20 protein-coding genes and 1 tRNA gene are annotated in these 26,997 nt (G+C 63.0%); 19 read left to right on the forward strand and 2 right to left on the reverse strand.

Annotated features, from left to right (window positions below; translation table 11 throughout):
• Positions 1–32: 32 nt before the first annotated feature.
• The 11 genes from FY258_RS00855 (at position 33) to mfd (ending at position 14,025) form a co-directional block, all read left to right on the forward strand.
• Positions 33–761: a LytR/AlgR family response regulator transcription factor gene (locus tag FY258_RS00855; protein ID WP_118102434.1), complete on the forward strand. Its 729-nt coding sequence runs from the start codon at positions 33–35 to the stop codon at positions 759–761.
• On the forward strand, positions 761–1,216 hold the full coding sequence (locus FY258_RS00860) for a metallophosphoesterase (protein WP_118102435.1): 456 nt from the start codon (positions 761–763) through the stop codon (positions 1,214–1,216). The genes FY258_RS00855 and FY258_RS00860 overlap by 1 nt, the downstream gene beginning before the upstream one ends.
• A gap of 236 nt (positions 1,217–1,452) precedes the next feature.
• Positions 1,453–1,530 (forward strand) — tRNA-Asp (locus tag FY258_RS00865).
• 219 nt (positions 1,531–1,749) lie between these two features.
• Positions 1,750–2,232 carry an RrF2 family transcriptional regulator gene (locus FY258_RS00870; protein ID WP_118102436.1) on the forward strand — a complete coding sequence of 161 codons (483 nt, stop codon included), beginning with the start codon at positions 1,750–1,752 and terminating at the stop codon, positions 2,230–2,232.
• Between the two features lie 24 nt (positions 2,233–2,256).
• A complete protein-coding gene (locus FY258_RS00875) occupies positions 2,257–3,180 on the forward strand; it encodes an HhH-GPD family protein (protein ID WP_118102437.1) in 924 nt (307 codons plus the stop codon).
• Between the two features lie 133 nt (positions 3,181–3,313).
• A complete protein-coding gene (gene rbr, locus FY258_RS00880) occupies positions 3,314–3,853 on the forward strand; it encodes a rubrerythrin (protein ID WP_118102438.1) in 540 nt (179 codons plus the stop codon).
• A gap of 165 nt (positions 3,854–4,018) precedes the next feature.
• Positions 4,019–7,840: a discoidin domain-containing protein gene (locus tag FY258_RS00885; RefSeq protein WP_118102439.1), complete on the forward strand. Its 3,822-nt coding sequence runs from the start codon at positions 4,019–4,021 to the stop codon at positions 7,838–7,840.
• A gap of 185 nt (positions 7,841–8,025) precedes the next feature.
• A complete protein-coding gene (locus FY258_RS00890; RefSeq protein ID WP_118102440.1) occupies positions 8,026–8,373 on the forward strand; it encodes a hypothetical protein in 348 nt (115 codons plus the stop codon).
• A 10-nt stretch (positions 8,374–8,383) separates the two neighbouring features.
• Positions 8,384–9,733 carry a DNA recombination protein RmuC gene (locus FY258_RS00895; protein ID WP_118102441.1) on the forward strand — a complete coding sequence of 450 codons (1,350 nt, stop codon included), beginning with the start codon at positions 8,384–8,386 and terminating at the stop codon, positions 9,731–9,733.
• 20 nt (positions 9,734–9,753) lie between these two features.
• Positions 9,754–10,416 (forward strand): endonuclease III, encoded by a 663-nt coding sequence (gene nth, locus FY258_RS00900; protein ID WP_118102442.1) that lies wholly within the window; start codon positions 9,754–9,756, stop codon positions 10,414–10,416.
• Between the two features lie 30 nt (positions 10,417–10,446).
• Complete coding sequence (gene mfd / locus FY258_RS00905; RefSeq protein ID WP_118102443.1) at positions 10,447–14,025, forward strand: transcription-repair coupling factor; 3,579 nt, start codon at positions 10,447–10,449, stop codon at positions 14,023–14,025.
• 97 nt (positions 14,026–14,122) lie between these two features.
• Here mfd and FY258_RS00910 read toward each other — a convergent pair whose 3' ends face one another.
• Entirely contained in the window at positions 14,123–15,130 is a 1,008-nt protein-coding gene (locus FY258_RS00910) for a YitT family protein (RefSeq protein ID WP_118102444.1), read from the reverse strand.
• A gap of 102 nt (positions 15,131–15,232) precedes the next feature.
• Between FY258_RS00910 and FY258_RS00915 the strand changes: the two genes are divergently transcribed.
• Entirely contained in the window at positions 15,233–17,182 is a 1,950-nt protein-coding gene (locus tag FY258_RS00915) for a RecQ family ATP-dependent DNA helicase (RefSeq protein WP_118102445.1), read from the forward strand.
• Positions 17,183–17,230: 48 nt separating this feature from the next.
• Here the strand turns inward: FY258_RS00915 and FY258_RS00920 are convergent, their stop codons facing one another.
• On the reverse strand, positions 17,231–17,974 hold the full coding sequence (locus tag FY258_RS00920; protein ID WP_118102446.1) for a GntR family transcriptional regulator: 744 nt from the start codon (positions 17,972–17,974) through the stop codon (positions 17,231–17,233).
• A 353-nt stretch (positions 17,975–18,327) separates the two neighbouring features.
• Here FY258_RS00920 and FY258_RS00925 point away from each other — a divergent pair, with 353 nt between their 5' ends.
• The 7 genes from FY258_RS00925 (at position 18,328) to FY258_RS00955 (ending at position 26,991) form a co-directional block, all read left to right on the forward strand.
• Complete coding sequence (locus FY258_RS00925; RefSeq protein WP_118102447.1) at positions 18,328–19,380, forward strand: SIS domain-containing protein; 1,053 nt, start codon at positions 18,328–18,330, stop codon at positions 19,378–19,380.
• A 33-nt stretch (positions 19,381–19,413) separates the two neighbouring features.
• Entirely contained in the window at positions 19,414–19,893 is a 480-nt protein-coding gene (locus FY258_RS00930) for a PTS sugar transporter subunit IIB (protein ID WP_118102448.1), read from the forward strand.
• Positions 19,894–19,954: 61 nt separating this feature from the next.
• Positions 19,955–20,728: a PTS mannose/fructose/sorbose/N-acetylgalactosamine transporter subunit IIC gene (locus tag FY258_RS00935; protein WP_118102449.1), complete on the forward strand. Its 774-nt coding sequence runs from the start codon at positions 19,955–19,957 to the stop codon at positions 20,726–20,728.
• Positions 20,721–21,545: a PTS system mannose/fructose/sorbose family transporter subunit IID gene (locus tag FY258_RS00940; protein WP_118102450.1), complete on the forward strand. Its 825-nt coding sequence runs from the start codon at positions 20,721–20,723 to the stop codon at positions 21,543–21,545. Before FY258_RS00935 ends, FY258_RS00940 begins: the two co-directional genes overlap by 8 nt.
• Before the next feature lie 239 nt (positions 21,546–21,784).
• Positions 21,785–22,705 (forward strand): DMT family transporter, encoded by a 921-nt coding sequence (locus tag FY258_RS00945; protein ID WP_259324390.1) that lies wholly within the window; start codon positions 21,785–21,787, stop codon positions 22,703–22,705.
• Between the two features lie 45 nt (positions 22,706–22,750).
• Positions 22,751–23,671, forward strand: coding sequence for a homoserine O-acetyltransferase MetA (gene metA / locus FY258_RS00950; protein WP_118102452.1), 921 nt, complete (start codon positions 22,751–22,753; stop codon positions 23,669–23,671).
• Between the two features lie 464 nt (positions 23,672–24,135).
• Positions 24,136–26,991 (forward strand): ATP-dependent helicase, encoded by a 2,856-nt coding sequence (locus FY258_RS00955; RefSeq protein WP_118102453.1) that lies wholly within the window; start codon positions 24,136–24,138, stop codon positions 26,989–26,991.
• Positions 26,992–26,997 lie beyond the last annotated feature (6 nt).

Consider the following 26,997-nt stretch of genomic DNA (forward strand, 5'->3'; position numbering starts at 1 on the left):
CCATCTATAGGAATGAAAGGTAATCGATTTATATGCTACGTGCGATGATCGTCGATGACGAGGCCCCTGCGCGCTCTGAGCTGCGTTTCCTCTTGGAGCAGACGGGCAAGATCGGCTCCATCACCGAGGCGTCGAGCGTCCGCTCCGCCATCGAGATGCTCATGGGGACGAGGGTCGACGTCGTGTTCCTGGATATCTCGATGCCCGGAGCGTCGGGTCTGCAGCTTGCCGAGGCCCTCTACAAGCTCAAGAATCCGCCTGCGATTGTATTCGTGACCGCCTACAGCGAACATGCGGTCGAGGCGTTCGACGTGGATGCGGTCGACTATCTCATGAAGCCGGTCGAGGAGGCCCGCTTGGACCGCGCGATCGAGAAGGTCATCGCCCGCGCCAAGCCGGTGCCGGCCGAGCCCGCGGCCAAGCCCACCAACATCGAGCGCATCCCGGTGGAAAAGGGCGGTCGCAAGGTCCTCATCCCTGTCGACCAGATCCGCTTCATCATGGCCAAGGACGATTACTCCTGCATCTTCACGGAGGATGATCGCTACCTGTCCACCACCTCGCTCGCGCAGTTCGAGTCCAAGTTGGGCGAGTTCGGCTTCTTCCGCGTGCATCGTCGCTATATCGTGAACCTCGTCAACGTCGAAGATGTCGAGACCGTGCCTTCCGGCGCCATCCAGCTCGGCGTGAGCGGCGTGGACGAGCGCATCCCCGTGAGTCGCCGCCGTGTGGTTCCGCTCAAGAAGGCGTTGAACCTGTAATGGCGCGCCGCATCGACATCGTCTCGGATACGCACGGCTATCTCGCACCGGAGCTCAAGCGCGAGATCGACGGGTGCGACCTGCTGATCCATGCGGGGGATGTCACTTCGGAGTCCAATTGGGCCGAGCTTGAGGTGAGCGTGCCTGCCATTCGCGGCGTGCTCGGCAACAATGACGGCTTTTACGCGTACGGCTCCGAGGTCGTTCGCTTGAACGAGTTCACGTACGAGGGCCTGCGCTTCGCTGTGTCGCACTTCCGCGAGCGGCTGCCCTTGGACGACGTCGACGTGGCCGTGTGCGGTCACACGCACCGCGCCATGATCGAGCGCCTTGACGGCTGCTTGGTGATCAACCCGGGTTCGGCTTCATTGCCACGCGGTATGCGCGGGCCCACCATCGCGCGTTTGATGGTGGAGGCGGGCCGAGTTCTCTCGGCCGAGATCATCGATTTGTAGGGAGGGGCTGCGCATGTGCGCAGCCCTTTTCCTTGGATGGGCGATGGGCTTGGAGAAAAAGTTTTTTCGCTCGTCGGCGCGAAGAAGCCTGTTTAAGGCGAACTGTACTGCATCTGACCTGCGGTTTTACAGTCATTGGGCAACGAGAAAATTTTTTTGAAAAAGTTCTTGCGTCCGTTGTCGTTCTCTGTGTATACTAATCCCCGCAGCAAAGAGCACAAGCGAATTGCCTGCCTGGGGAGTTAGCTCAGTTTGGTTAGAGCGCCGGCCTGTCACGTCGGAGGTCGCGGGTTCGAGCCCCGTACTTCCCGCCATCGCAATTAAAGCCTCGTCTTCTGACGGGGCTTTTTGCGTTAGATATGCATCTAAAAGTACATGAGTTCCCAAAAGGACGTTTTTCGTCAAACGTTGTATAGTAGATGAACAGATTTGATATAAATTGATAGGGGGTCTTCTCAGGCCCACCCATATTCATACTGATTGTGTTTAACCTGCGGCCGAGTGGCGTGAAGCCCAGCAAGGAGTTTATTGAGATGGATATCTCCCGCAAAACCGATTACGCCCTCCGAATGCTGGCAATGCTTGCCGAAGGTAACGAGAGCCTTCTGTCGGTCCGTACCGCCGCCGAGGCGGTGGATGTCCCGTATTCCTTCGCTCGTTCGATCCAGCACGGTCTGGTTCAGGCCGGCATCGTGGAGAGCCTGCGTGGCGTGCGCGGCGGTATGCGCTTGCGCCTCGAGCCGTCCGAGATTACCATTCGCCAGATCGTCGAGGCCGTGCAGGGCCCGCTCGTCATGAACGACTGCACCGCCGAGGAGGGCATGTGCCCGCGCATGGAGTGCTGCTGCTATCACCCCATCTGGGTCGGTGCTCAGGAGCTGCTGCGCGACTACCTCGATTCCGTGACGCTTGACGATGTCGTCAATCACCGTCAATATCCCGCTGTTGACGTTAAATTCACCGACCGCGACCGCTTTGTCGAGTACGCGTCGTGTGGGAAGGTGTGCGGCAAGTAAGCTGCTCGCCCTTAAGGAGCACGCATGGACATGAACCCCTTCCGTACGCTTGTGAGGACGGAAGGGGTTCGTCTGTATCGCGACCTTCCGTGGCGCCGCACGCGCGACCCGTATGAGATATGGCTGTCCGAGGTCATGTTGCAGCAAACGCAGGTGGCGCGCGTGGAGGCCCGTTGGGTCGAATGGCTGGATCGGTTCCCGAGCGTGTTCGCCCTCGCCGAAGCCGGCACTGCCGAGGTGTTGGCGGCGTGGCAGGGCATGGGTTACAACCGCCGTGCGTTGGCGCTCAAGGCGGCGGCCGAGCAAATCGCGTTCGATTACGACGGCGTCTTCCCCACTGAAGTGAAGGAGCTCGTCGCCCTGCCCGGTATCGGACCTGCGACGGCGCAGGGGATTCGGGCGTTCGCCTTCGATCTGCCCGGGGTGTACCTCGAGACGAACGTGAGGACCGTGGTGCTGCACCACCTCTTTCCCGACGTGCCGTCTGTGCCCGACAGGGAGCTTGTTCCCATCGTCGAGGCGACCTGCCCGGCGGGGCTGGATTCGTTCGAAACATCGATCGACGTCGATGGCGGGGCTCTGGGCGTTTACGCCGTTCCTCAGGACGAAGACGATACACCCCGTTCTTGGTATTACGCGATGCTCGATTACGGTGCGTACCTCAAAAAGACCGTTCCCAACCCCTCTCGACGCGCTAAGGCGTATACGCGCCAGTCGAAGTTCGAGGGGTCCCGTCGTCAGAAACGCGCTGAGATCGTGCGCATGCTTCTCGCGGCGGGCGAGCTCGGGGAGGGGATGGATGCCCCGTCCGTGCACGCGGCGCTTTGCGCCTCCGAGCGCGATGCAGGCCGAGCTCCGGTGGAGCGTGAGCTGGTCGAGTCCATTCTCTCGGATCTGGAACGCGAGGGGTTCTGCTGTGAAAACGAAGGGGTTTGGCGCATCGCCTGATTGAGGCATCGTGGAATTGGGGTATAACTACCTCATTGGGACGGTTTCTCGATAGGGGCCGGCCCGTCATCGGGTCGCGGATGTGGTGCAGCCGCGGCGCCGTGCCTGTGTTGCACCACCGAGGGAGGAACTCATGGATTTCGAGCAGTCGCAGACCAAGAAGAACCTCGAGGCCGCATTCGCCGGCGAGTCTCAGGCGCATACCAAGTATCGTTACTACTCCTCCAAGGCTAAGAAGGAGGGTTTCGTTCAGATTTCCAACATCTTCATGGAGACGGCCCTGAACGAGGCCGAGCACGCCAAGCTGTGGTTCAAGGAGCTGCACGGCGGCGATATTCCGAGCACGCTGGAGAACCTGCGCGACGCGGCGGCGGGCGAGAACTACGAGTGGACCACCATGTACGATGAGTTCGCCAAGACCGCCGAGGAAGAGGGCTTTACGGCCATCGCCGCCAAGTTCCGCGGCGTCGGCGCTGTTGAGAAGGCCCATGAGGAGCGCTACAACAAGCTTGCCGAGCGCGTTGAGAAGGGCGAGGTCTTTACTCGCGAGGGCGTGAAAGTCTGGAAGTGCCTGAACTGCGGTCATCTGCATGTCGGCCCCACCGCGCCGGAGATGTGCCCCGTGTGCGCCCATCCGCAGGCCTATTTTGAGGAGCAGGTCGTCAACTACTAGGATCGAAGCGCCTCGCGTATCGCAAGCGAAAAGAGCCCCCGTGATCGAGCGATCGCGGGGGCTTATTCGTGATGGGCGATTTCGCGGCGGGAAAAACATATTCCCCACCAGGTTGCTAGGGTAAAATGGGCGGGTACCATACACGCAGCATAAAAGGAGTGCGCCATGGCCATGATCGACCAGCGCCCCCGCGAGACCCATCTCGCAACTACCCGTTATGTGAATGCGCCCCGCACGGCGACGAGTGCGATCAAAGCGGCAGCCGTGGCTGCCGGTATCGTCACGGCATCGGTGGCAATCTCCATGGCGACGCCGCCCGTCGCCGCTCATGCGGCGCCGGTGAGTGCGGTTCAGTCGCTTGCGAGCCTGGATGGGCAGATCCGCAAGCTCGGTAGTGCGCGCGATCTTGCGGCCCGTGCCGCCGAGGGCACGTTGGATGAGGCTGCGGAGCGTCTGCTTTTGCAGCGGGAGCTCGTCAACCGCGCGGGCGAGCAGCAGCTCCGCGAGTTTTGCGAGAAGAATTCGGCCAATGCCGAACTCGTCGACTGGCTGATGGGCGATCTTTCTGCGTTGCGTCATTACATCCTGGGCGGCAAGGTTCATACGAATAGGCGGAACGCCGCGGCGCTTCCGGCCGACTACATTCAGTCCCTCGGTATTCTGCGCGATTTGCGTAAGGCCTATGGTGCGGATCTGACCGGTGCCGACGCCGACGTTTTCCTGCGCATGATGATCGCCGCCTCGCTCGACGTTTCGGGTCGCGCGCGCCTGTGGACGGGCGACCCGGGTTTCGTATCCGATCCGCTCGTGCGCTACAACATGATCAAGGTCTTTCGCGCGGACAGCCGATATCGCTTCCAGAAGGAGCTCTTCGACGGGCTGCCGGTCGAAACCATGCGCTATGTGTTCGAGAACCAGATCCCAGACGAGGAGCTCGCCTGGCTGGCCAACTACTCGCTGCATCGCTATCCCAACGCCGAGCATGAGGACAGTCGCCTGAATGCGTATTCGTATGTGTCGTACAAGGGCGATTTCACCAACAACGGCGGGTATAGCTACGCCGATTTTTACGATGATGCGAAGTTCACCGGCCCTGTGACCGAGATCAAGTCCTCCACCGGAACGGATGGCGGTGCTCTTACAACGTGGCAGGGCGGTTGGCAGGAGAAGTATCGCCTCGCCTATGATGATCCGAACTTCCCCAATCAGAAGCCGACCGATCCCTACCACATCGGCTGCGGCGAAACTTCAAAGGTCCCCGGTGCCACGCAGGAAAAGACGAGGTACCACCGCCTGTGGATGGCGTTTGAGAAGGGCGGCGTGTGCGGCGCCCTTGCAAAGACGTTCGCCAATCTCAACGGCATGGTGGGCGTCCCCTCATTCGTGGTGGGGCAGCCCGGCCATGCGGCGACGCTCACGTACGAGCTGCGTCAGGACGCGTCGGGCAAGATGGTGCCCACGTATCGTGTCCAAAATGACGTGTCGGGTTTTGGGCGGAGCCGGAACGCCGACGTCGCACATTGGATGGGCGATTGGGGCCGTACCTCCACCTATGATTTCCGCGGCGGTTACGCCCTGTACGCCCAGGAGGCGCTGGCGGATGCGGAGGCGTATCGTCGCAGCTACGAGGCGCGCCTGGTGGCTGCGAGCTTTGACGGCGACGCCGTTGCCCAGGAAGAGGCGATGAATGCGGCGCGGGCTGCGCAGGCCATCAACTACGATGCCATTTGCGGGCAGGTCGATCTTATGGTGAAGCGCGGCGCTGTTGCCGAGGAATGGGCGGCATTCGCCTCCGGGCTCGCGGGGGACTTGAAGTTCCATCCGCTGCCGATGCACGATCTCATCAAGGAGATCAACCGTCGCACCGAAAACAAGCACCTGGTGGCACTGGACGCGATCCGCATGGATGCGCTGCAAAAAGCCACTCAGGTGACAAAGGAGCAGACCGTCAACCGCGATGCATGCGTGAGCATCGCCCATGCTCTCATGGGCCGCTCCGATGGTGCGGTGGCGCTGTTCTCCTATGATGGCGAGCACGGCGGAAAGATCCGCCTGGGCGAGCACCTGCGCGGCGGTGGCGTTGCTTGGAAGTACAGCTTGGACGGAGGCTCCTCCTGGACGCAGCTGACCGCCGGCGAAACCGAGGTCCAGCTCACGGGTGATCAGCTCGAGTCGATCACGGCCGAGAACGACATCAAGATCCAGCTCATCGGTGCGAATGTGGTCAACTCCATCGATATTTCCAAGCGCGAGCTCGGTCGCATCATGATCGAGGGCAACGATCGCGCCAACCGCATCTACTTCCAGGACGGCAAGGTTGTCGAGGGGCTGCAGATGCGCGTCGACGGCGGAACGTGGGAGCCTTTTGATATCGGGCGTACGTACAAGGGAAATCGCACGGTCGAGGTGCGCCGCCCCGCAACGGGAATGTCGGCGGCTTCCGAGGCCGTGACGTTCTCCTTTACCGCCGGCGAGCGCGATGCGAGTTTCGTGTCGTACGAGGAGATGGCCGTGAACTCGTATTCGTCTTCGCGCGACGGCGCGGCGATGGCGAACCGCGTCATCGACGGATATTACGGCCCGGGTAACGAGTTTTGGATCACGAAGACGGAGAGCAGTCCCGACGCATGGATCGTGATCGATTTGGGTCATGAGCGCGAGATTAGTTCGCTCACCTACTGGAGGCCGAAGGGCATCAACACCAACGGCATTCCCCGCTGGGGCAAAAACATGAGGGTGACGGTCTTGGCGGCCCCCGATACGGGCCTGCCGACGGGCGAGCCGGTCGATGTCGCGCAATTCACCGAGGTCGAGGGCTACAGCTGGAGGGGAGGCACGGATACGAGGCCGTCCGAATGGAGCGATGAGAGGCTGAGCGCGGAGTTTGCGTTCAAGAACGGTCCGGTACGCGGTCGCTACTTCAAGATTCACCTGACAGACATCTACTTCAGCGCGACGCTCTTTGATTTTTACGAGGTCCATGAGCCGGGTCTGGAGGCCGAGCCGCTGCGCTTCAAGCCGATGGAAGTCGGCCAGCCTGTGGAGGCCCTGCCCATCGAGCTGGTCAACACGAGCAAGGCCGAGGTGACTATCGAGTCCGTCACCGTTGATTCCGATGCGTTTGCCGTGACGAAGGGCAATTCCGCGGTGGCTCCCGAAGGGACCGATTCGAGCTGGAAGATTTCCCCGGTTGCGGGCATCGCGGCCGGCACGCATGAGGCCATGGCGACGGTGACGTACCGTGCGACGGGTTCGAGCGCTGAGGCGCGCCAGCTCAGCGTCCCGCTTGCGGTGACGGTCTCGCCGGCGAACGTGCAGGTGGAGGTCTCGGTCGAGAAGATCGGCGGGGATTCGCTGCGCTTGAGCGCGACGGTTTCGGGCGTTGAGGGGTTGGAGCACCGGATTGAGTACGCGCTGTGCGATTCGCCCAATCCTCCCATGGAGGCTCCGGTGCTTCTGGGAGACGAGCCCTCGGTTCAGGGCAACCCGCTCAACACGTGGACGACCGACCCGGTGTTCACGAGCCTGATGTCGGGCGAGAAGTACTATGCCTTTGCGCGCGTGAAGGGTCTGCCCGGCCTCGACGCGGTGACATCGGATGCGGTCCAGGTCGATTTGGGCCCCGCCGAGCCCGGCCCCGAGCTTCCTGGTCCCGATGGCGGCGATGGCAATGATGGCAATCAGGGCGGCAATGGCAACGGCGGCGGCAACGGTGGCGATGGGTCCGACGGCGGCGGCAGCACGGATGGCGGAGCCGGCCAGGGCGGCGATAGTCCCGACAATGGTCAAGGAGGCGCTGGAGGCCAGGGTGGCGCTCTCGACGGCTCCGAGAAGCCTCAGCGACCCGAAGGCGAGCAGTCTCAGCCGGATGCCGAGCTCGATATGCCGGAGGAAGCGCCCGGCACGAACGGTAAGCCCGCCAACGGTTTGCCCTCGACGGGCGATGCTTCAATGCCGATGGCCCTGGGGCTTTGGCGCTTGGCCTGAGCACGGCGTTTGCCGGCTTGATGCAAAGGCTTCGCCGGTCCTAGGTGATTGATCGGGCTGTTGCGGTGACACCGCACGGGTGATAGGTGAGCGCGGTCGGCGAACGGGTCTTGACTCCGGACGCCGGCCGCGCAATGCTAAGAGATCCGATCCATGTGCGTCCTTCCCAAGGAGGAGGGCTTTGCATGGACCTTTTTATTGAGCAGCGGAAATCTATTGGATCCCAAGCGGTTTGTGCCGTTTTGGACGATTCGCCACACTCTGTCGCTTATGAAGAGTATCAGGCTGAGCTGGCCTTCGAACGCAGGCGAGTTCGCAGGCGCCGGGTGCTGGCCGTGCTTCGAACCCTTGCGCTCATCTTGATCGTGCCCGTCCTTCTGGTGGCGGTGTTCATCGCCTCCTACGCGCTGACGTTCGTGTTGAGTGGGGCCAGCCCCGAGGAAGTCGTGGAAGCGCTCGCCGACTGCTTTAAGATGGTTTGGGAGAATGTCAGGTCGGTCGGCGCCTCGTGGGGCATTTGGCCGTTTGAGTGAGGGCAATGGCATGGGCATGGAACTGGTTGCGGCGTTGGCTTCCGTTGCGGCTGCGGTGTGCGCGGCCACGGCGATTGTGATGCAAGTGCGTGCACATCGCGAGCTCGAGCGCAGCCGTGCGCGCATGGATGAGGCGAGCGAGCAGATGGCGCGCGCAAATGAGGCGCTCGTCTCTGTTCAGTCCGCGCTCTCCCAGGTGCTCACGACGTCGCAGGCGACGCTCAATCAGGCGGCCAGCACCTCGATCATCGAGCAGCAGCATTTCGACTCGCAGGTGCGTGCGATCGATCAGGTGAGTTCCAAGGCAGACGAGGCACGTCGTGAAATCGCGCAGAATCTCGAGCAGAATCGCGGAGCGGTGGAGCAGCGCCTGGACAAGGTCCGTGAGACCGTCGACGTGCAGCTCAGCGCTATTCGTCGGGATAACGAGCTCAAGCTCGAGGCGATCAGGGCCACGGTGGATGAGAAGCTCGCCACCACCCTCAACGACCGTCTCGGGGCTTCGTTCAAACAGGTGAGCAGCCAGCTCGAGGCGGTGTATCGCGGTCTTGGCGACATGCAGAACATCGCCTCGGGGGTGGGCGATCTCAAGCGCGTGCTCTCGAATGTGAAAACGCGCGGCATCTTGGGCGAAGTCCAGCTCGGTGCGATTTTACGGGACATTCTTACGCCTGACCAATACGCCGAGAACGTTGCCACGAAGCCGGGCAGCACGGAGCGCGTGGAGTTTGCGGTCAAGCTGCCCGTCGAGGGCGGTGATCCCATTTGGCTGCCCATCGACTCGAAATTCCCGGGGGATACGTATGAGCATTTGCGCGACGCCGTCGAGGCGGGCGATGCGGAGGGTGTGGCGGCAGCGCGCCGAACCCTCGAGCAGGTGATCAAGGCGGAGGCGAAGGACATCTCCTCCAAGTACCTGAGCGTGCCCGAGACTACGAATTTCGCCGTCATGTTCCTGCCGTTCGAGGGCCTGTACGCCGAGGTGGTCGATCGTCCCGGCCTCATCGAGTGCTTGCAACGTGATTATCAGGTGAACGTCGCCGGGCCTTCGACCATGGCGGTGATTTTGAACAGCCTGCAGATGAGCTATCAGACGTTCGCTTTCCAGCGCAGGGCAGATGAGATTCAGAAGGTCCTGAGCGCCGTAAAGGCCGAGTTTCCCAAATACCAGGCGGAATTGCGCCGTGCGCTCAAGCAGATCGAAACGGCGGGAAAGACCGTCGACGGCATCATCAACACGCGTACGAATGTGATTGAGCGCAAGCTCAAGAGCGTCACCGCGATGGAGGATGACGCCCTGGCTGCCGAGCTGCTCGAGATCTCGGATGTATCCAGCGACGTAGCGGACGACGAAGAGTAAGCAAGGAGCGTGCACGAATCATGCCACGTGAGACGAATGCGGCCAAGCGCGAGCGCGCGATCGAGACATGTCGTAGGCTCAACGAGCGCTATGGCCCGGTTGAGTGCTTCCTGGACCATGAAACGCCGTTCAGATTGGTCATCGCCGTTCTGCTCTCTGCACAGACGACAGATGCCCAGATCAATAAGGTGACGCCTGAGTTGTTTCGCCGTTGGCCCACGCCAGAGCAGATGGCCGGGGCGACATACGAGGAGCTTTCCGACGTCATCAAGTCGCTCGGCTTTTACAAGACCAAGGCCAAGCACTGCATCGCGTGCGCGCAGATGATCGTGGCCGATTACGACGGCGTGGTTCCCAACGAGATGAAGGAGCTCGTCAAGCTTCCGGGCGTGGGGCGCAAGACGGCCAACATCGTTTTGAACGTCGGTTACGGAATCGTCGATGGCATTGCGGTGGACACGCACGTGAACCGCGTCGCCCACCGTCTTAAGCTCTCGCCCAAAACGCATGAGAAGGAGCCGCTCAAAACCGAGCAGGACCTGCTCAAGATTTTGCCGCGCGAGTATTGGAACGACGTGAACCACCAGTGGATCATGCTGGGGCGCGAGATCTGCGACGCCCGCAAGCCCCTGTGCGGCGAGTGCCCGCTGGCCGACATCTGCCCAAGCGCCAAACTGGGATAGCCCATTGAGATTTGTTGAGAGGCACCCTTCATGCTTATTCACCGCATAGCCGCGCAGCTCTACACCGCGGAAGCGCTTCAGGACATCGAGGCGGCCCTGGCCGCTGGCGAAGATGCCACGCTTGCGATTTCCCAATCCGGCCGCACCCTTGCGGTCGCGGCGCAGTTTGCCCGCGCCCCGCGTCCCACGGTGTATATCGTTTCGGGCGAGGAGGCGGCAGACCGGGCGGCCCGTTCGCTTGCGGCGTATGTGGGCGCGGAGCACGTGGCCCGTTTTCCCGAGCGCAAGGATTATCCCTGGAAGAGCAGCGAGCCGGACGATGCGGTGGTCGCCGCTCGCTGTGCCGCCATGTCGCGGGTTGCCCAGGGCGAATCGTGCATCATGGTCGCCTCGGCGCGTTCGCTACTGCGCTGCGTCCCGCCGCTCGAGAGCCGTTATTGGCAATCGGCCGTCTTTTCGGTGGGGGAGGAGATTCCGTTCGAGCAGGTACCTGCCCGCCTGGTGGGCATGGGGTACACGCGTGCCGACGCGGCGGATGCCCCCGGTCTCTTCCGCGTGCAGGGCGATACCGTCGAAATCTGGGCCGCCCAATCCACGGCCCCGGTGCGTATCGAGTTCTTCGGCGATGAGATCGACCGCATCCGCCTCATGGTGGCGTCGACCGGCCAGACGATCGGCGATGAGGAGTCGGTCGAGATAAGCCCCGTTCGCGAGCTCGCCCTCACCGATGACGCGGTGAAACGCATCTCGGAGGCGCTTTATCTTCCCGCGCAGAATGACACGGAGCTTGCGGCGCTGCTCGAGCTCGTGCAGGCGCGCGTGGTCACACCTGAGCTCGAGCGGTTCTTGCCGCTGATGTACGGGGGCACGGTGAGCCCGCTCGCGCACGTGCACCGCGATGCGCTCGTGATCCTTTCCGAGCCGCGGTCGTTATTCGACGATTGCACGCGTGCGTACGAGGATCTTGAGCGCCGTGCCGCCGATGCGAAGGTCACGCGTTTGGACGGCCTCTACGTTCGCCCCCAGGAACTTGATTTCGGTCGGCAGCAGCGCCTGAATTACGTGAGCCTCATCCGCGCCGGCGGCCAGGTCACGGCTGAGCTCAAGATCGAGCAGCCGGCGTTGGCGGGCTCCGACAACCGATTCGTCAGTCGTATCCAGGAGGTCGTGAACAACCGCTATGCCTGCGTGTTCGCCATCCCCGATCGTGGAGCGCGCGAGTCGATGGAGCTCTCGTTCACCGATATCTCCGTCCCGTTCGAGGAGTCGCTGCAGGCGGCGCCGGAAAACGCGGGCCATGTGGGATCTGACGTGACCGTCTCCCTGCTCAAGCGAGATGTCGATGCGCTCAACGCACGCGGCCTCGAGGAGGGCTCCGTGGCCGTGCCCACCATCACGCGCGGTCGCGTGACTTTTGTCGACATCCCCATTCCGTCCGGCGTGGTGGTACCCTCGGCTCATTTGGCTGTGTTCAGTCTGGCCGACCTCAATTCGCGCATGGATGGCAAGCGCGGTCGCCCACGTCGCCGCGTGGACATCACCGAGGTGACGTTCCCGTTCAAGCCTGGTGACTACGTGGTTCACGCCACGCACGGTATCGCATTGTTCTCCGAGATCGTTCGCCAGGAGGTGGGCGGCAAGGAGCGCGATTATTTCATGCTGGAGTATGCGGGCGGCGACAAGCTGTACGTGCCGCTCGAGCAGGTCGACCGTATCACGCGCTACGTCGGTCCCGACGGCGACAACCCGCGTCTCACACGCCTCAACACCGCCGACTGGAGTCGTGCCACCACCAAGGCCCGCAAGAGCGCCAAGAAGCTCGCGTTCGACCTGGTCGATCTGTATACGCGCCGCAGCTCCATCACGGGCTTCGCCTTTGGGGCGGACAGCGCGAGCCAGATCGAGATGGAGGAGAGCTTCCCGTACGACGAGACGCGCGACCAGCTCGATGCCATTGCCGACATCAAGTCCGACATGGAGTCGACCAGGCCCATGGATCGCCTGCTTTGCGGTGACGTGGGTTTTGGAAAGACCGAAGTCGCCCTGCGCGCCGCGTTCAAATGCGTAGACGGTGGGCGTCAGGTCATGGTCCTGTGCCCCACGACGATTCTCGCCCAGCAGCATTACGAGACGTTCTTCGAGCGCTTCGCGCCCTTTGGCGTGGAGGTCGAGGTGCTTTCGCGTTTCCGCACGCCCGCGCAGCAGCGCCGCGCGCTGGCCGCGTTTGCCGAGGGTAAAGTCGACGTGCTCATCGGCACGCACCGCCTGCTCTCGGCCGACGTCAACCCGCACGAGCTCGGCCTGGTCATTATCGACGAGGAGCAGCGTTTCGGCGTCCAACACAAGGAGCAGCTCAAAAATATGCGCGAGCAGATCGACGTGCTCACGCTTTCTGCAACACCCATCCCACGCACCATGCAGATGGCCATGAGCGGGGTGCGCGACATGAGTCTCATCACCACGCCGCCTACCGGGCGCCGCCCGGTTGCTGTGCATGTGGGTGAGTACGACCCGGATGTGGTGAGCGCGGCTATTCGTCTGGAGATTGGGCGTGGCGGCCAGGTCTACTACGTGTCCAACCGCGTGAAGACCATCGACGACGCCGTCGAACGCGTGCTCGAGGCGGCGCCGGAGGCGCGTATCGGCGTGGCACACGGTAAGATGAGCCCGCGCGAGGTCGAGGATGTGATGGTGCAGTTCGCCACCAAGAAGATCGATGTGCTCATCGCCACCACCATCGTGGAGAGCGGAATCGACAACTCGAGCGCAAACACCCTCATCATCGAGGATTCACAGCGCTTGGGCTTGGCGCAGCTCTATCAGCTCAAGGGTCGCGTCGGTCGTTCGGCCACCCAGGCATACGCGTATTTCATGTTCCCGGGCGAGCTGCCCCTCACCGAGGAGGCCACGGCGCGCCTCACCGCTCTCTCCGAGTTCCAGGACCTGGGCAGCGGTATGCGCATCGCCATGCGAGACTTGGAGATCCGCGGTGCGGGTTCGCTCGTCGGTGCCGAGCAGCACGGTAATCTTTCGAGTGTGGGCTTCGACCTGTTCACGCAGATGCTTGGGGCTGCCGTGGCGGAGGCGCGCGGCGAAGGTGGCGCGGACGTGGAGCAGGCGGGCGTCGCCATCAACCTGCCGGCCGACTTTTTCCTGGCAGAGGAGTACGTTCCGGCGGTCGACCGCCGCGTACTGGTGTATCGAAAGCTCGCTGCGGCCGATATGCTCGAGCAGGTGGACGCGCTGCAGCAGGAGTGCGAGGAGGCGTTCGGGGCGCTGCCCGAGGCCGCGCAGAATCTGTTCGACCGCACGCGTATCCGTATTCGATCCGACAGGCTCGGGCTCGAGAGCGTGTCGCTCATCGCGGGCAAGCTCACGTACCAGGGTGTGGACGTGCCCAAGGACGTTGCATTCGAGCTGCGCACCAAGTTGGGTGCCATCGCTTTTCCCAAGACGCGCAAGTTCACGGTCCCATATAAGATCGGTGCGGGCAATGGCAGCGGTATCGGGCGCGGCATCAATGCAGATGTCTCCAACGGCGGCATCGGGCCCGTTCAGGCGGCGCTGGATATCCTCATCCAGCTCGGCTCCTCGGGAGACGACGACTAGTGCCTCGTTCGGGGATGTGTCTCAATTGGTGCCTGTCCCCAATTGAGACGGAGACCAATCGGGGCAGGCAATTGATTCGGGGCGATTTGCCGTTGGGCTAGCGGCCGTCGTCCTGCTGCAGGCCGGACTGCTCCTGGCGGCGGGCTTGCTTGGACAGCAGGCGGGCGGGCTTGTCCGGGTCGGGTACCGCGGTGGGCAGCGGCTCGTCCACGTGGCCGCCCCACCAGCCGCCCACGAAGTTGAGCGTGTGGAACACGTTGATCACGGCGCCGGGGTCGACGTCGCATACGAGCTTGATGATGTCTTGGCTCTCATAGGTCGATACGACGGTGTGAAGCAGGTACATCCTGTCGCGGCTATATCCACCGACGACCTCGGCGCAGCTGATGCCGTGCTGGAAGTGGTTGACGTAGGCGGTCATGACCTCGTCCGCCAGGCGCGTCGTGATTTGCAGCGTCACGCGGTCGTAGCGATGGTAGAAGCTGTCGATCGTCTTAGTCGAGATGAACTGAAACACGATGGAGTACGCGGCATTGTCCCAGCCGAACATTTGGCCGAAGATCACCAGGATGAGGCAATTGAAGGCGAAGATGGCTCCCCAGATGGTCTTGCCCGTGTGATTGGAGACCCACAGGGCGATAAAGTCGGTGCCGCCCGTTGAGGCGCCGGCCTTGAGGGCGATGGCGATGGACAGGCCCGAGACCACGCCGCCGAAGATGATGAGCATGATCTTGTCGCCCAAAAACGGGCCGAAGTTGAAGACGTTGAGGAACAGCGAGGACAGGGCGACCTGCGCCATGGAGAACAGCACGAAGCGTCGGCTGATACCGCTCCAGCACATGGCGGCGACGGGGATGTTGAGTGCGAGCATGCCGAGCGAGGTATCGATGTGCACGCCGCCGAGCGCGGTGATGCGGTCGACGAGGACCGCCACGCCGGTGAAGCCGCTCGGCAGCAGGTCGGCGGGCTGAACAAACGCCTGGATCAGGAATGTCTGGATGAGCGCCGAGACCGTGACGGCAACCGCGGTGATGATGCGGCGGACGATCGTGAGGCGCGCGAGTTCGAGCGCGCGATCGGTGAGTGCGTCGACGGCGTTTGCCACGGCAGCTCCTTCGAGGTGGGGATTGGATAAAAGTGTGGGCCGATTGTATCACGCGCTCTCGGCTATCATCGTGTGCGGTATCGAAAGCGAAAGGTGCGGCGCGTGATAGACGGGGCAAAGCAGACGCTCAAACAGTACTTTGGCTACGACTCCTTCCGTCCGGGTCAGGAGCGGATGGTTTCTGCCATCCTCTCCGGTGAGGACGCGTTGGGCGTTATGCCCACGGGCGCGGGCAAATCCATTTGCTATCAGGTCCCGGCCCTCATGCTGCAGGGGCTCACCCTGGTCATCTCGCCCCTCGTCTCGCTCATGGGCGATCAGGTCCGCGCGCTCAAGGAAGTCGGCGCCCGACCGAGCTACCTCAATTCCTCGCTCACGCCCGCTCAACAGAACACGGTGCTCAAGCGCGCTTCAGAGGGCTGGTATCAGATCATGTACGTGGCGCCCGAGCGCCTGTCCGATCCTCGATTCGTCGAATTCGCCCAGCGCCTGGTCCGGCCCGGTGGGTTGGGTCTGCCCCCGATCGCGGTCGATGAGGCACACTGCATATCCCAATGGGGCCAGGATTTCAGACCCTCCTATCTTGCGATCGCCGACTTCATCAACGCGCTGCCCCAGCGCCCCGTGGTGGCGGCTTTTACGGCCACGGCGACGAACCGTGTGCGCGACGACATCTCCGAGATGCTCGGGCTTCATTCGCCACAGTCGGTGGTGACCGGCTTCGACCGTGCGAACCTCTCCTTCAACGTGGAGGAGATGGGCGACAAGGCCAAGGCGACCTGGATCCGCGATTATGCGCTCGCCCACAAGGACGAGAGCGGCATCGTGTACTGCGCGACGCGCAAGGCGGTGGACGAGCTCTCCGACGAGCTCGGCCGTGTTTTGGGGCCGCACGGCATCCGGGTTGCGCGGTACCACGCGGGCATGGGGCAACAGGACCGCGCTTCCGAGCAGGCGGCTTTCATCGCCGACGCCGCGCCGCTCATGGTCGCTACGAACGCCTTTGGCATGGGCATCGACAAGCCGAACGTTCGCTACGTGATCCACCACAACGTGCCGGAGAGCATCGAGGCGTATTACCAGGAGGCGGGCCGCGCGGGGCGCGACGGTGACCCGGCGGCGTGCTATCTGCTTTGGAACGGGCATGATTTCAGCCTGCGTCGCTTTTTCATCGAGAAGGATGTGCCGGACGACACGTTGAGCCCGGAGGAGCGCGAGTTCGCGCGTCAGAACCGTTATCGCCTGCTCGCCCAGATGGAGGGCTATTGCCAAACGACCGGTTGCCTGCGCGCCTATATCCTGCGGTATTTTGGCGACGAGGGGGCTCTCGGCATCGAGACCGGCGGGGCCTCGTCATCTGAGGGGTGCGGAAACTGCTCTAACTGCCTGACGCGCTACGAGGTCGAGGATGTGACGGACGTCGCGCTCGCCGCCCTGCGGATGGTCGCCGCGACGGGTGGGCGTTTTGGCAAGGCGCTCGTTGCCGATGTGCTGCATGGTGCGAATACCGAGAAGATCCGGCAGTTCAACTTGTTCGACGCTCCCGGGTACGGCGCCGTGGGTGAGGTCCCTCTCAAGCGCATCAAGGAGGTCGTGGATCAGTTGGTGGGCTGCGGGTACCTGGTGCAGTCGCAGGGGCGCTTCCCGGTGGTGGGCCTCGGCCCTCGCGCCGATGAGGCCCTGGCTCCGCAGCATGCGGGCGAGTTTACCTTCACCGTGAAAAAGCGCGCCTCGAAGACCAAGTCGGCCAGCCGTGCACGGCGCGCCGTCGATTTGGTGCGTGAGGAGGCGGCGCTGGATGCCCGCTCGCGCGTGGGCGATGATGCCGAGCTGTTCGAGGAGCTGCGCGATCTGCGCCGGGAGCTCGCCGACGAGCATCAGGTTCCCGCGTACATCATCTGCTCGGATGCCACATTGCGCGGCATGTGTCGCAAGAGACCGGCCACGCGAGAGGAGCTGCTCGAGGTCAGCGGCATCGGCGAGAAAAAGGCCGACGCATACGGGGAGGCCTTCCTGGCCGCGATCGCCGATTACGAGGCGAGCGTGCGGTAGGGGCCGCCCCGAGCTGAGGCGGGGCCGTTCGGGGCGGCCCCGCCGCCGTCACCACTGGGGGGTGGCGGTCGCCTGGGGGTTTTGCGCGGTGAACGAGAACATGTCGCTGTTGTAATAGGTCTCCGTGTATTCGAAGGGCGCCGTCGACCCGTCTTTTACGGCGCAGTTGACATGCGAGGATCTAAGAAGGGCGATCTCCCTCGCTTCGAGGAGCTCGAGCTGCTCCTCGCTCGGCAGGACCGCGCAAATGCGCACCTGCTCGGCGGGGTGTATCTCTATTCCCAGGGAGCGAACATATGCGTAGAAGGAGCCGTCGAGGCTTTCGATGTCGACCGCGGGGATGACGCTTCCGCGGATGTAGGTGTAGCCGATCGCGACGGGACGCTCGTCGCCCGTGCGCAGGCGAACAAAGTGGTGTATGAGCTCGTTCTCGTCGGCGTGCAGATGCTTTGCGATCTCGGGCATGTCGCGCGCGCGAAGCACTTCATACGATATGAGTTTCGCGCCGGCCTTGAGACCGATGGACGCCATGTCCTCGGTGAAGCTGCTTGAGCTTCCGGCCTGTTTTTCCACATGCGCCGCTTTGACGAACGTCCCTCGTCCGGCGACGCGTTCGATATAGCCGTGTGCGCGGAGGTTGTCGAGTGCCTTGCCGATGGTCGTGCGGGAAAAACCGAAGCGCGCGCAGAGCTCCTCTTCGGTCATGAGCTGATCGCCGACCTTGAGGGTTCCGTCGATGATGGCATCTCGTATGGCGCGCTCGACGACTTGGTATTTTGAAATCTTTGACATGACAAATCCTCCTAAACGTCTTATATGGTAGACGAGAATGCGATGTAGGGGGTTCACATTATCTGAGCTGCCGATAAATGGCTTAAAACCGGTGGATAGCGGTATCAAGCGCGAAGGTCTTGAGATGCAGGTCGTCAAAAAGCCCAGGAAAAGTGAAATGTATCGGCAGATTGGGGGTGCTTGGTCGTCCGAATAGCCCGCGCCGTGCTACCGCTTACCGATAAAACATGACAATAAACCGACAATCCAAGAATATGTCATTGCAAATAGAATTAAATTGTTCTATCAATATCACCAGCAACGCGAGAAACGTCTCGCGTTGTCCTGATATCTGATAGTGGCAAGGAGGAGCATTGACGTTTTTGGATTCAATCGCCTCGATTCCGCCGATCCTTGAGTCGATGGTGCGGTCTCGAAGCGAGCGCATGGACTCGCTCATGGATGTGATCGCCGGACGCGGGTATAAGCGCGTGGTCTTCATCGGCAGCGGATCCTCTTACAACGGGGCGCTTGCCGCCTGCCCGCTGTTCGATCGCTTGGGCATCGAGGCGCAGCCCGTGTTCCCGAACCAGTTCACCTCGTACACGACTTCTTTCGACCGCGATGCGCTGTATGTCGTCATCAGCCAGGGTGGTGCGACGCGCCTTGTGTACGAGGCGGTTGAGAAGCTGCATGAGGCGGGCTGCACGGTGTGCTCGATTACCGCGGACGTCGAATCACCCATCGCCGCGGCTTCCGATGTCGCAATCGAGATGGGGTGCGGCGAGGAGCGGTTCCTCTATCGGACGGTCGGCGTTTGCACGACGATTCTGAGCTGCTGGCAGCTCGCCATCTCGATGGGGATCGAATCGGGGGCCGTTTCGGAGGCCGGTGCGTCTCAGATGGACGATGAGATTCTGTCCGTCATCGGCGTCATGCCCGAGCGAATGGATCGCGCGCTCGCCTGGTACGACCTTCATCGCTTCTCCCTCATGCGCGCCGACTACCTGATGTGCGCCGGTGCCGACGACTTGTGGGCGGTCGCCCGCGAGGCGGATATCAAGGCGATGGAGATGGTGCCGATGGTCACGCGCAGCTTCGAGCTCGAGGAGATCATCCACGGTCCGCAAAACGCCTTCGACGCTTCGGGCGCGTACCTCATCTTCGCGCGAAAGGGGGTCGACGCCGACAAGGCCCGTGCGATCGCGACGTTCCTGAACGAGAAGATCGGCTTCTGCGCCTTGGTGGGCGGTGTCGGCACGGGGTCGCGGGACTTCGTGTTCGAGGAGGCGAGTGAGCTGTTCGGTGCCTTGGAGCACCTCACGTTCGCGCAGGTGCTCGCATATCGCCTCGCAGATGACCACGGGCGGGACCTCACGCGCAGGCTCAATGCGGGCATCAGCGCGTACATCTCGAAGGAACTGTAGGCGTTTCGCGCCTGAATGGGAAAGGATATATCCATGATTCAGAGAATCCGAATCGACGACAGGCTTTTGCACGGTCAGGTTGCATTCAGCTGGAAGTCGAAGCTCGATTTCAACGCGATCGTCATCGCGAGCGATGCGGCGGCGAACGACCCGATGCGCAAGCAGATCATGAAGATGTGCTGCCCCGAGGGCGTCAAGCTCGCCGTGCGCACTGTCGAGGATGCCGCGGAGTTGCTCAAGAACCCCCGTCTGGAGAGCATGCGCGTATTCGTGGTCTGCCCCGACCCGGAGACGGTCAAGCGGCTCCTCGACCTCATTCCCGACCGTCCGCTCGTCAATTTGGGCGGTATGGCATCCGGAGACGGCAAGCGCCTGTTCTCCCGCATGGTGTATGTGAGCGATGAGGACGTGGCGGCTCTCGACGACATCGACGCCATGGGCATCGAAATCGAGGTCCAAGAGGTCCCCTCGACGACGGCGCAGTCCTACAAGCATCTGCGCGAGAAGTTCTAATCCAAGCATCAGACATCAAGTATCAATCCGGTTCGCCGGAAGTAAAGGGGAAGGAGTTCCTATGTACGAAGCGATCATGGTCGGTTTGGTCATGGCCATCGCTTGGACCCTCGAGAAGATGGGCGGAACGTGCATGGTCATGCGCCCGCTCGTCGTGGCGCCGCTGGTCGGCCTTGTCTTGGGCGACCTGGCGACGGGTCTCGTCGTCGGCGCCAGCCTCGAGCTGGTGTTCATGGGCGCCATGCAGATCGGCGCCGCGGTTCCGCCGGACGTCATCGTGGGTGCCGGCCTGGGCACCGCATTTGCCATCATTTCCGGCAAGGGCACCGAGACCGCCCTGGCCCTGGCCCTGCCCATCTCCATCCTTGCTCAGTCCATCAAGGTCGCCCTCTTCATCGTTCGAAGCTGGTTCATGGACTTCGCGATGAAGCTCGCCGCCGATGCGAACGTCCGCGGCATGCACGCCCTCAACTTCGGCGGCCTCATGCTTCAGAGCGGCATGTACTTCCTGGTCGGTTTCGTCGCGGTGCTGCTCGGCGCCCCCGCGGTCACCTCGTTCGTCGAGGCGATCCCGCCGGTCATCATGAGCGGACTGACCCTTGCGGGCGGCATGATCCCCGCCGTGGGCTTCGCGCTGCTGCTCCAGCCCATGATGAACGGTCGTAACTTCATCTATTTCCTGCTCGGATTCGTGCTCTTCGCATATCTCAAGCTGCCGATCATGGCCATCACCATCATCGGCGTCGGCGTCGCGTTCATCGTGGCGTATGAAAACGGTTCCGCGGGCACTCAGACTGCCGCTGTTGACGAGGGAGATGACCTGTTCGATGAGTAGCGAGAAGACCACGCTTTCCACTGACGACAAGAAGCTCGTGAAGGAGCTGTTCCTCAACTCCTTCTTCCTGGAGAACTGCTACAACTACGAGCGCCAGCAGGGTCTGGGCTTCGCCCTCGCCATGTGGCCCGCCATCAAGCGGTTCTGGCATACCAAAGAGGAGCGCGCCGCGGCGCTCACGCGCCACATGGCGATCTTCAACACCACGCCCCACGTGGTGGGCGCCATCTCCGGCGTGGCGGCGGCGCTCGAGCGCGAGGCGAGCGAGAACCCAGAGTTCGACACCTCGATCATCAACAACGTCAAGGTCGGTCTCATGGGTCCCTTCGCGGGCATCGGCGACTCGTTCTTCCAGGGCACGCTGCGCATCATCGCGAGTGGCATAGGCATCTCCTTGTGCCAGCAGGGCAGCCCCCTGGGTCCGATCCTGTTCCTCCTGATCTTCAACATCCCCCATATCATCATCCGTTACTTCCTGACCATGGTCGGTTACAAGTCGGGCACCAGCCTTGTCGAGGGTGCTCGCGGCGGGGCGATCCTGCAGAAGCTCAGCAAGGGCGCCACGATCGTCGGCCTCATGGTCATCGGCGGCATGAGCGCGAGTATGGTCGCCCTCTCCACGCCGCTGGCGATGACTATCGGCGAGACCACCTTCGAGATGCAGTCGTATCTCGATCAGATCTTCCCCTCCCTGCTCTCCCTGCTGTACGTGTTCCTCATGTACGGCTGCCTCAAGAAGGGCATGAAGGCGACGGGCATCCTTCTCATGACGATCGCGATCGCCCTGGTCGGCGCGTTCTTCGGATTCCTCGCCTAAGAGAGGCCATATGACGCCCCGAGTGCTTCCCCCAGGCACTTCCGGGGTATGGAGTCGCCCGGCTTGAACGATGCGTTCGGGCCGGGCGCATTGCCCTGCACGGGTCCCGGGCGACACGGGAAAGTGGGAATCGCGTGTAGTGCAGGGGGAGTGCGCATATCGGCGCTCGCATGAGATGGGCGATATGACATGATGGGTGGCGATTGACGATTTTGTTGCCGAAGACGGAGGGATGGATGATGGCGGAGGCGCACACCGGCGCTGCATCGCGCGCCGGGTCGTATCACATGAACCTGCGCGGCATGGCGTATGCCCTGACGGGCGGGGCCCTGTGGGGTTTTTCCGGCACGGCCGTGAGCTATCTGTTCCGCTCCAGCGGTATCGACCCCATGTGGGTGATGAGCGTCCGCATGGTCCTCGCGGGCATTTTGTTCCTGATGCTCTCCGCCGCGCGTGGCGATCGCCGGCCCATCGAGCTCCTGCGCGACAAATCGGCCGTGCGCGACTTGCTGCTCTTTACGGGCGGTGGGTTGTTCCTCAACCAGTTCTCCTATCTCATGGCCATCCAGGCGACCAATTCCGCCACGGCAACGGTCCTGCAGAGCCTGCAGCTCCTGCCTGTCGCGGCGGTCGCGTGCGTGGTCGGCCGCCGTGCGCCCAAGCGGCGCGAGGTCATCGGCATGGTCCTGGCATTGGGCGGCACGTTCCTCATAACCACCGGCGGAGACCCCTCTCGGATGGCGCTTCCCCCGGCGGGTCTCGCATTCGGCCTGCTCGCCGCCCTCGGCGGTGCGGGCCTGGCGGTGTTTCCCCGCCGCATCCTGGCCCGGTACGGCGTCGCGGCGGTCAACGGTTGGGCCATGTTGACGGTGGGTCTCGCCACCGCGCCCTTCGTGCCCGATTGGGGGCGGGCGGCCGCCACTTTCGACATGTCGTGCTGGGTGGTGTTCGCCGCGCTCGTGGTCCTGGGCACCTGGTGCTCGTATCTGTTCTACATGCAGGGCGTGCGCGAGATCGGCTCGCTCAAGACGGCGATGCTCTCCACGGTCGAGCCCATCTCCGCCACGGTGCTGAGCGCCCTGTGGATCGGCGTGGTGTTCTCGCCGACCGACCTTGCGGGCTTCGCGTTGATCATCGCCATGATGCCGCTCGTCGCGTAGGCGCCGTTTGTCGTACCATGGGGTGACCGCGATAAAGGAGGCCCCATGCCCATCCGCATCCCCGACGCCCTGCCCGCGACCGCGGCGCTCGAGAGCGAGAACATCTTTGTCATGACCGAGTATCGCGCGCTGCATCAGGACATCCGTCCACTGCGCGTGTTGATCTTGAACCTTATGCCGACCAAGATCGCAACCGAGACGCAGATCATGCGGAAACTCTCGAACACGCCGTTGCAGATCGAAGTCGAGCTGCTGCGCACGCGCAGCCACGAGGCCAAGAACGTCTCCCATGAGCATCTGGAGACCTTTTACCGCACGTTCGATGAGGTGCGCGACGAGCGCTTCGACGGGCTGATCATCACGGGCGCGCCCGTCGAGCAGCTCGACTTCTCCGATGTCGATTATTGGGACGAGCTGGTGGACATCATGGACTGGTCCACCACCAACGTGCACTCCACGCTGCATATCTGCTGGGGCGCGCAGGCGGGGCTCTTCCATCATTACGGCATCGACAAGCATGTGCTGCCCGCCAAGCTTTCCGGCGTGTACGAGCATCGTTTGGAAAAGCCGAGTTCCCCGCTCGTCCGCGGTCTGGACGACCGCTTCTTTGCCGTTCACTCGCGCTATACCGGCGTGGATGAGGACGCCGTGCGCGCGCACTCCGAGCTCGAGGTCATTGCCACATCCGATGAGGCCGGTCTCTATCTGGTGAAGAGCGTGGACAGTCGCCGCTTCTTCGTGTTCGGTCATCCCGAGTACGACGCCGACACGCTGCGCCTTGAGTACGAGCGCGACGTGCGTGCCGGAATCGACCCGGATGTGCCGGTGAACTATTTCCCCGACGACGATCCCACACGCGAGCCGCTGTGCTCGTGGCGCGCTCAGGCCCAGTTGCTCTACACCAACTGGCTCAACTACTACGTGTATCAGACCACGCCCTACGACGTGACCCGCGTCGGCGCGTAAGCACGCTGCGGTGGCAGGGGGCTGCGGCCTGTGACGGGAGCGCGATCGCGACGGGGCGGGCGTGCGGCCTGCGACCTGCGGCGGACGCGCGGCCTGCGGCGGGCGTGCGGCTTGCGGCCTGCGGCCTGCGACGGACGCGCAGGGCCCTTGGAACTTATGCACGATTTCGCTGGCAATTTTTGCAGCTTATGAACGATTCGTTCATAAGCTGCGATTTTGCACGCTTTCTACCTGGGCTTTTGATGGGCCGCACCGTGAGGCAAAATCAAAATCGTTCATAAGCTCCAATCGTTCATAAGCTGCATTTTTGCACGGGCCGCAAATTGCCTGCGCGTGGTCCCTCTTGCGGAGAAGGGGTTCATCCGCTCGCCTTGGGCGTTTCTATCCGCACGCCTCGGTATACTGAATGAGATCAAATTGAAGGCCGGCCTTGTGCCGGCCCTCGTGTGTTTTGGAGAGAGTGTATGTCGAATCAGCCTGGCCTCTGGGACGCCCCCGCTCCCGTTCCGATCCCCGAGCCCGACCTCGTGCCGCTCGACGCATATGGCGCGACGCCCGACCATGTCGAGGTCCCCGCCGATTACATCCCCGTGGACTATGAGCCCGCGGCCCCCGTCGCCGCCCCGGCCTCAGCCCCGTCGCACGTTCCCGCCGTCCCGGCGCACGCGGCGACCCCGAACGTCGCCGCCCCGGCGCGTCCCCTCGTCGACATCGACACGCTCAATCCCGCCCAGCGCGAGGCGGTCCTTACCACCGAGGGCCCGCTGCTCGTGCTCGCCGGCGCTGGATCGGGCAAGACGCGCGTGCTCACGTTCCGTATCGCCCGCATGATCGGCGACCTGGGCATTCGCCCCTGGCAGATTCTCGCCATCACGTTCACCAACAAGGCCGCGGCCGAGATGCGCGAGCGCCTCTCCGCCATGCTGCCCGACGGCGGCATGCGCGGTATGTGGGTGTGCACCTTCCATGCCATGTGCGTGCGTATGCTGCGCGAGGATGCCGACCTGCTCGGCTACACCGGCCAGTTCACCATCTACGACGATGACGATTCCCGCCGCATGGTGCGCGAGATCATGACCCACCTGGGCATCGAGCAAAAGCAGTACCCCATCAACATGATCCGCTCCAAGATCTCCACGGCCAAAAACGCCATGGTCGGCCCGGAGGAGTTCATCGAGAAAGCGAGCTCACCGCAGGAGCAGAAGGCCGCCCAGGTGTACCTGGAGCTGGAGCGCCGTCTGCGTGCTGCGAACGCCATGGACTTCGACGACCTGCTTGTGCGCACGCTCGAGCTGCTGCGCACCCGCCCCGAGGTGCTCGAGAAGTACCAGGAGCGCTTTCGCTACATCAGCGTCGACGAGTACCAGGACACCAACCATGTCCAGTACGAGATCGCCAACCTGCTCGCCGCCAAGTACCAGAACCTCATGGTCGTGGGCGACGACGATCAGTCGATTTACTCGTGGCGCGGCGCCGATATCTCGAACATCCTCGACTTCGAGAAGGACTTCAAGCAGGCAAAGGTGGTCAAACTCGAGCAGAATTACCGTTCGACCGGCCATATTCTGGCCGCCGCCAACGCCGTGGTGCGCAACAACTCGCAGCGCAAGGAGAAGCGCCTGTTCACCGATTTGGGCGACGGCGAGAAGATCCAGGCCTATCAGGCGAGCGACGAGCGTGACGAGGGGCGCTGGATCGCCTCCGAGATCGAGAAGCTGCGTGCCTCCGGTACCAGCTATGACGACATGGCCGTCTTCTACCGTACGAACGCGCAGTCCCGTATCTTGGAAGATATGTTCCTGCGCGCCGGCGTGCCCTACAAGATCGTGGGCGGCACGCGATTCTTCGACCGCGCCGAGATCCGCGATGTCATGGCGTATCTCAAGATGATCGTGAACCCTGCGGACGAGATGAGCGTCAAGCGCGTCATCAACACCCCGCGTCGCGGCATCGGCTCAACCTCCATCGGCAAGATCGAGGACCTGGCCCGCATGAATGCCTGCTCGTTCTTCCAGGCATGCGAGCTCGCCATCGCCGAGACGGGCATGTTCTCCGCCAAGGTGCGTCATGCCCTCGGCGACTTTGTGAACATCGTGCGCGAGGGGCGCCGCATGGACGGCGAGCTCAAGGACGTCGTCGAGATGATCGTGGACAAGAGCGGCCTGGTGCAGGCGTTCCGCGCCGAGGGCACCATGGAAGCCGAGTCCCGAGCCGAGAACATTCAGGAGTTCCTGGGCGTCGCCGCTGAATTCGAGGAGACGCACGAGGACATCGAGGGCACGCTCGAGAGCCTCGAGGAGCTGCGCGCCGCCGGCGTGGCGGACGTGCCTGAGGCTGTCCCCGCGCCTGCCGGTACCGCGATGCCGATGGGCGCCGCGATGACCGCTGCCACGAGCGCGCTGTCCGATGCATTGGCGAGCCCCGCTATGGCGCCCGCCCCCGCTCCAAATGCCGCCGCTCTCGCCGCAGTCGAGGTCGAGCGCATGTACGGCCCGCTCGCCTGCAAGGCCCTGCCGGCCCTGCTCGAGTGGCTGGCCCTGCGTAGCGATCTGGACGCCCTGGCGGGGGAGAGCCACGCCATCACCATGATGACGGTCCACTCCGCCAAGGGCCTGGAGTTCCCCGCGGTGTTCGTGGCAGGCATGGAGGAGGGCATCTTCCCGCACGTCGCCGGCTGGTCAGACGACGACCCGGCAAAGCTGGAGGAGGAGCGCCGCCTGGCCTACGTTGCCATCACGCGCGCACGCAAGCGTCTGTTCCTCACCTACGCCGCCACGCGCCGCACCTACGGTTCCACGCAGGCAAACCCGCGTTCGCGCTTTGTGAACGAGATTCCCGCCGAGAACATCGAGTTCTCCGGAATCGGTTCTTCCGGGTTCGAGGGCACCGGCTGGGAGAAGCGCGGCGACCGCCGTGGAACCTTTGGCTCGGGTCAGGGCTCGGACATGTACGGTGGCCGCGTGTTCGGTTCTTACACGCGCTCCACGCCGGGTACGCAGCGCCGTACGGCTATCAGCCCGGATGCCGGCCGTGTGGGAACGGCGGGTTCCGATAGGGGGGCGGCATCGCGCAAGCCGGCAACGTTTGGCTCCGGCGCCCCGCGCCCCAAGAAGAGCGCCGTCTCGGCAACGGTCGAGCGCAAGGTGGATGTTGAGGCCGCTGCCACGACGTTCGTCGCCGGCGACCGCGTGAGCCACAAGACGTTCGGCCCCGGTACGGTCATCTCCGCCGCCGGAGATATGATCGAGGTCCAGTTCGAGCGTTCCGGCCAGACGAAGAAGCTCATGAAGGGATTCGCCCCCATCGTCAAACTCGTCTAGCGGATA

It is taken from the genome of Collinsella intestinalis (assembly GCF_902364775.2).
Classification (GTDB): Bacteria; Actinomycetota; Coriobacteriia; order Coriobacteriales; family Coriobacteriaceae; genus Collinsella.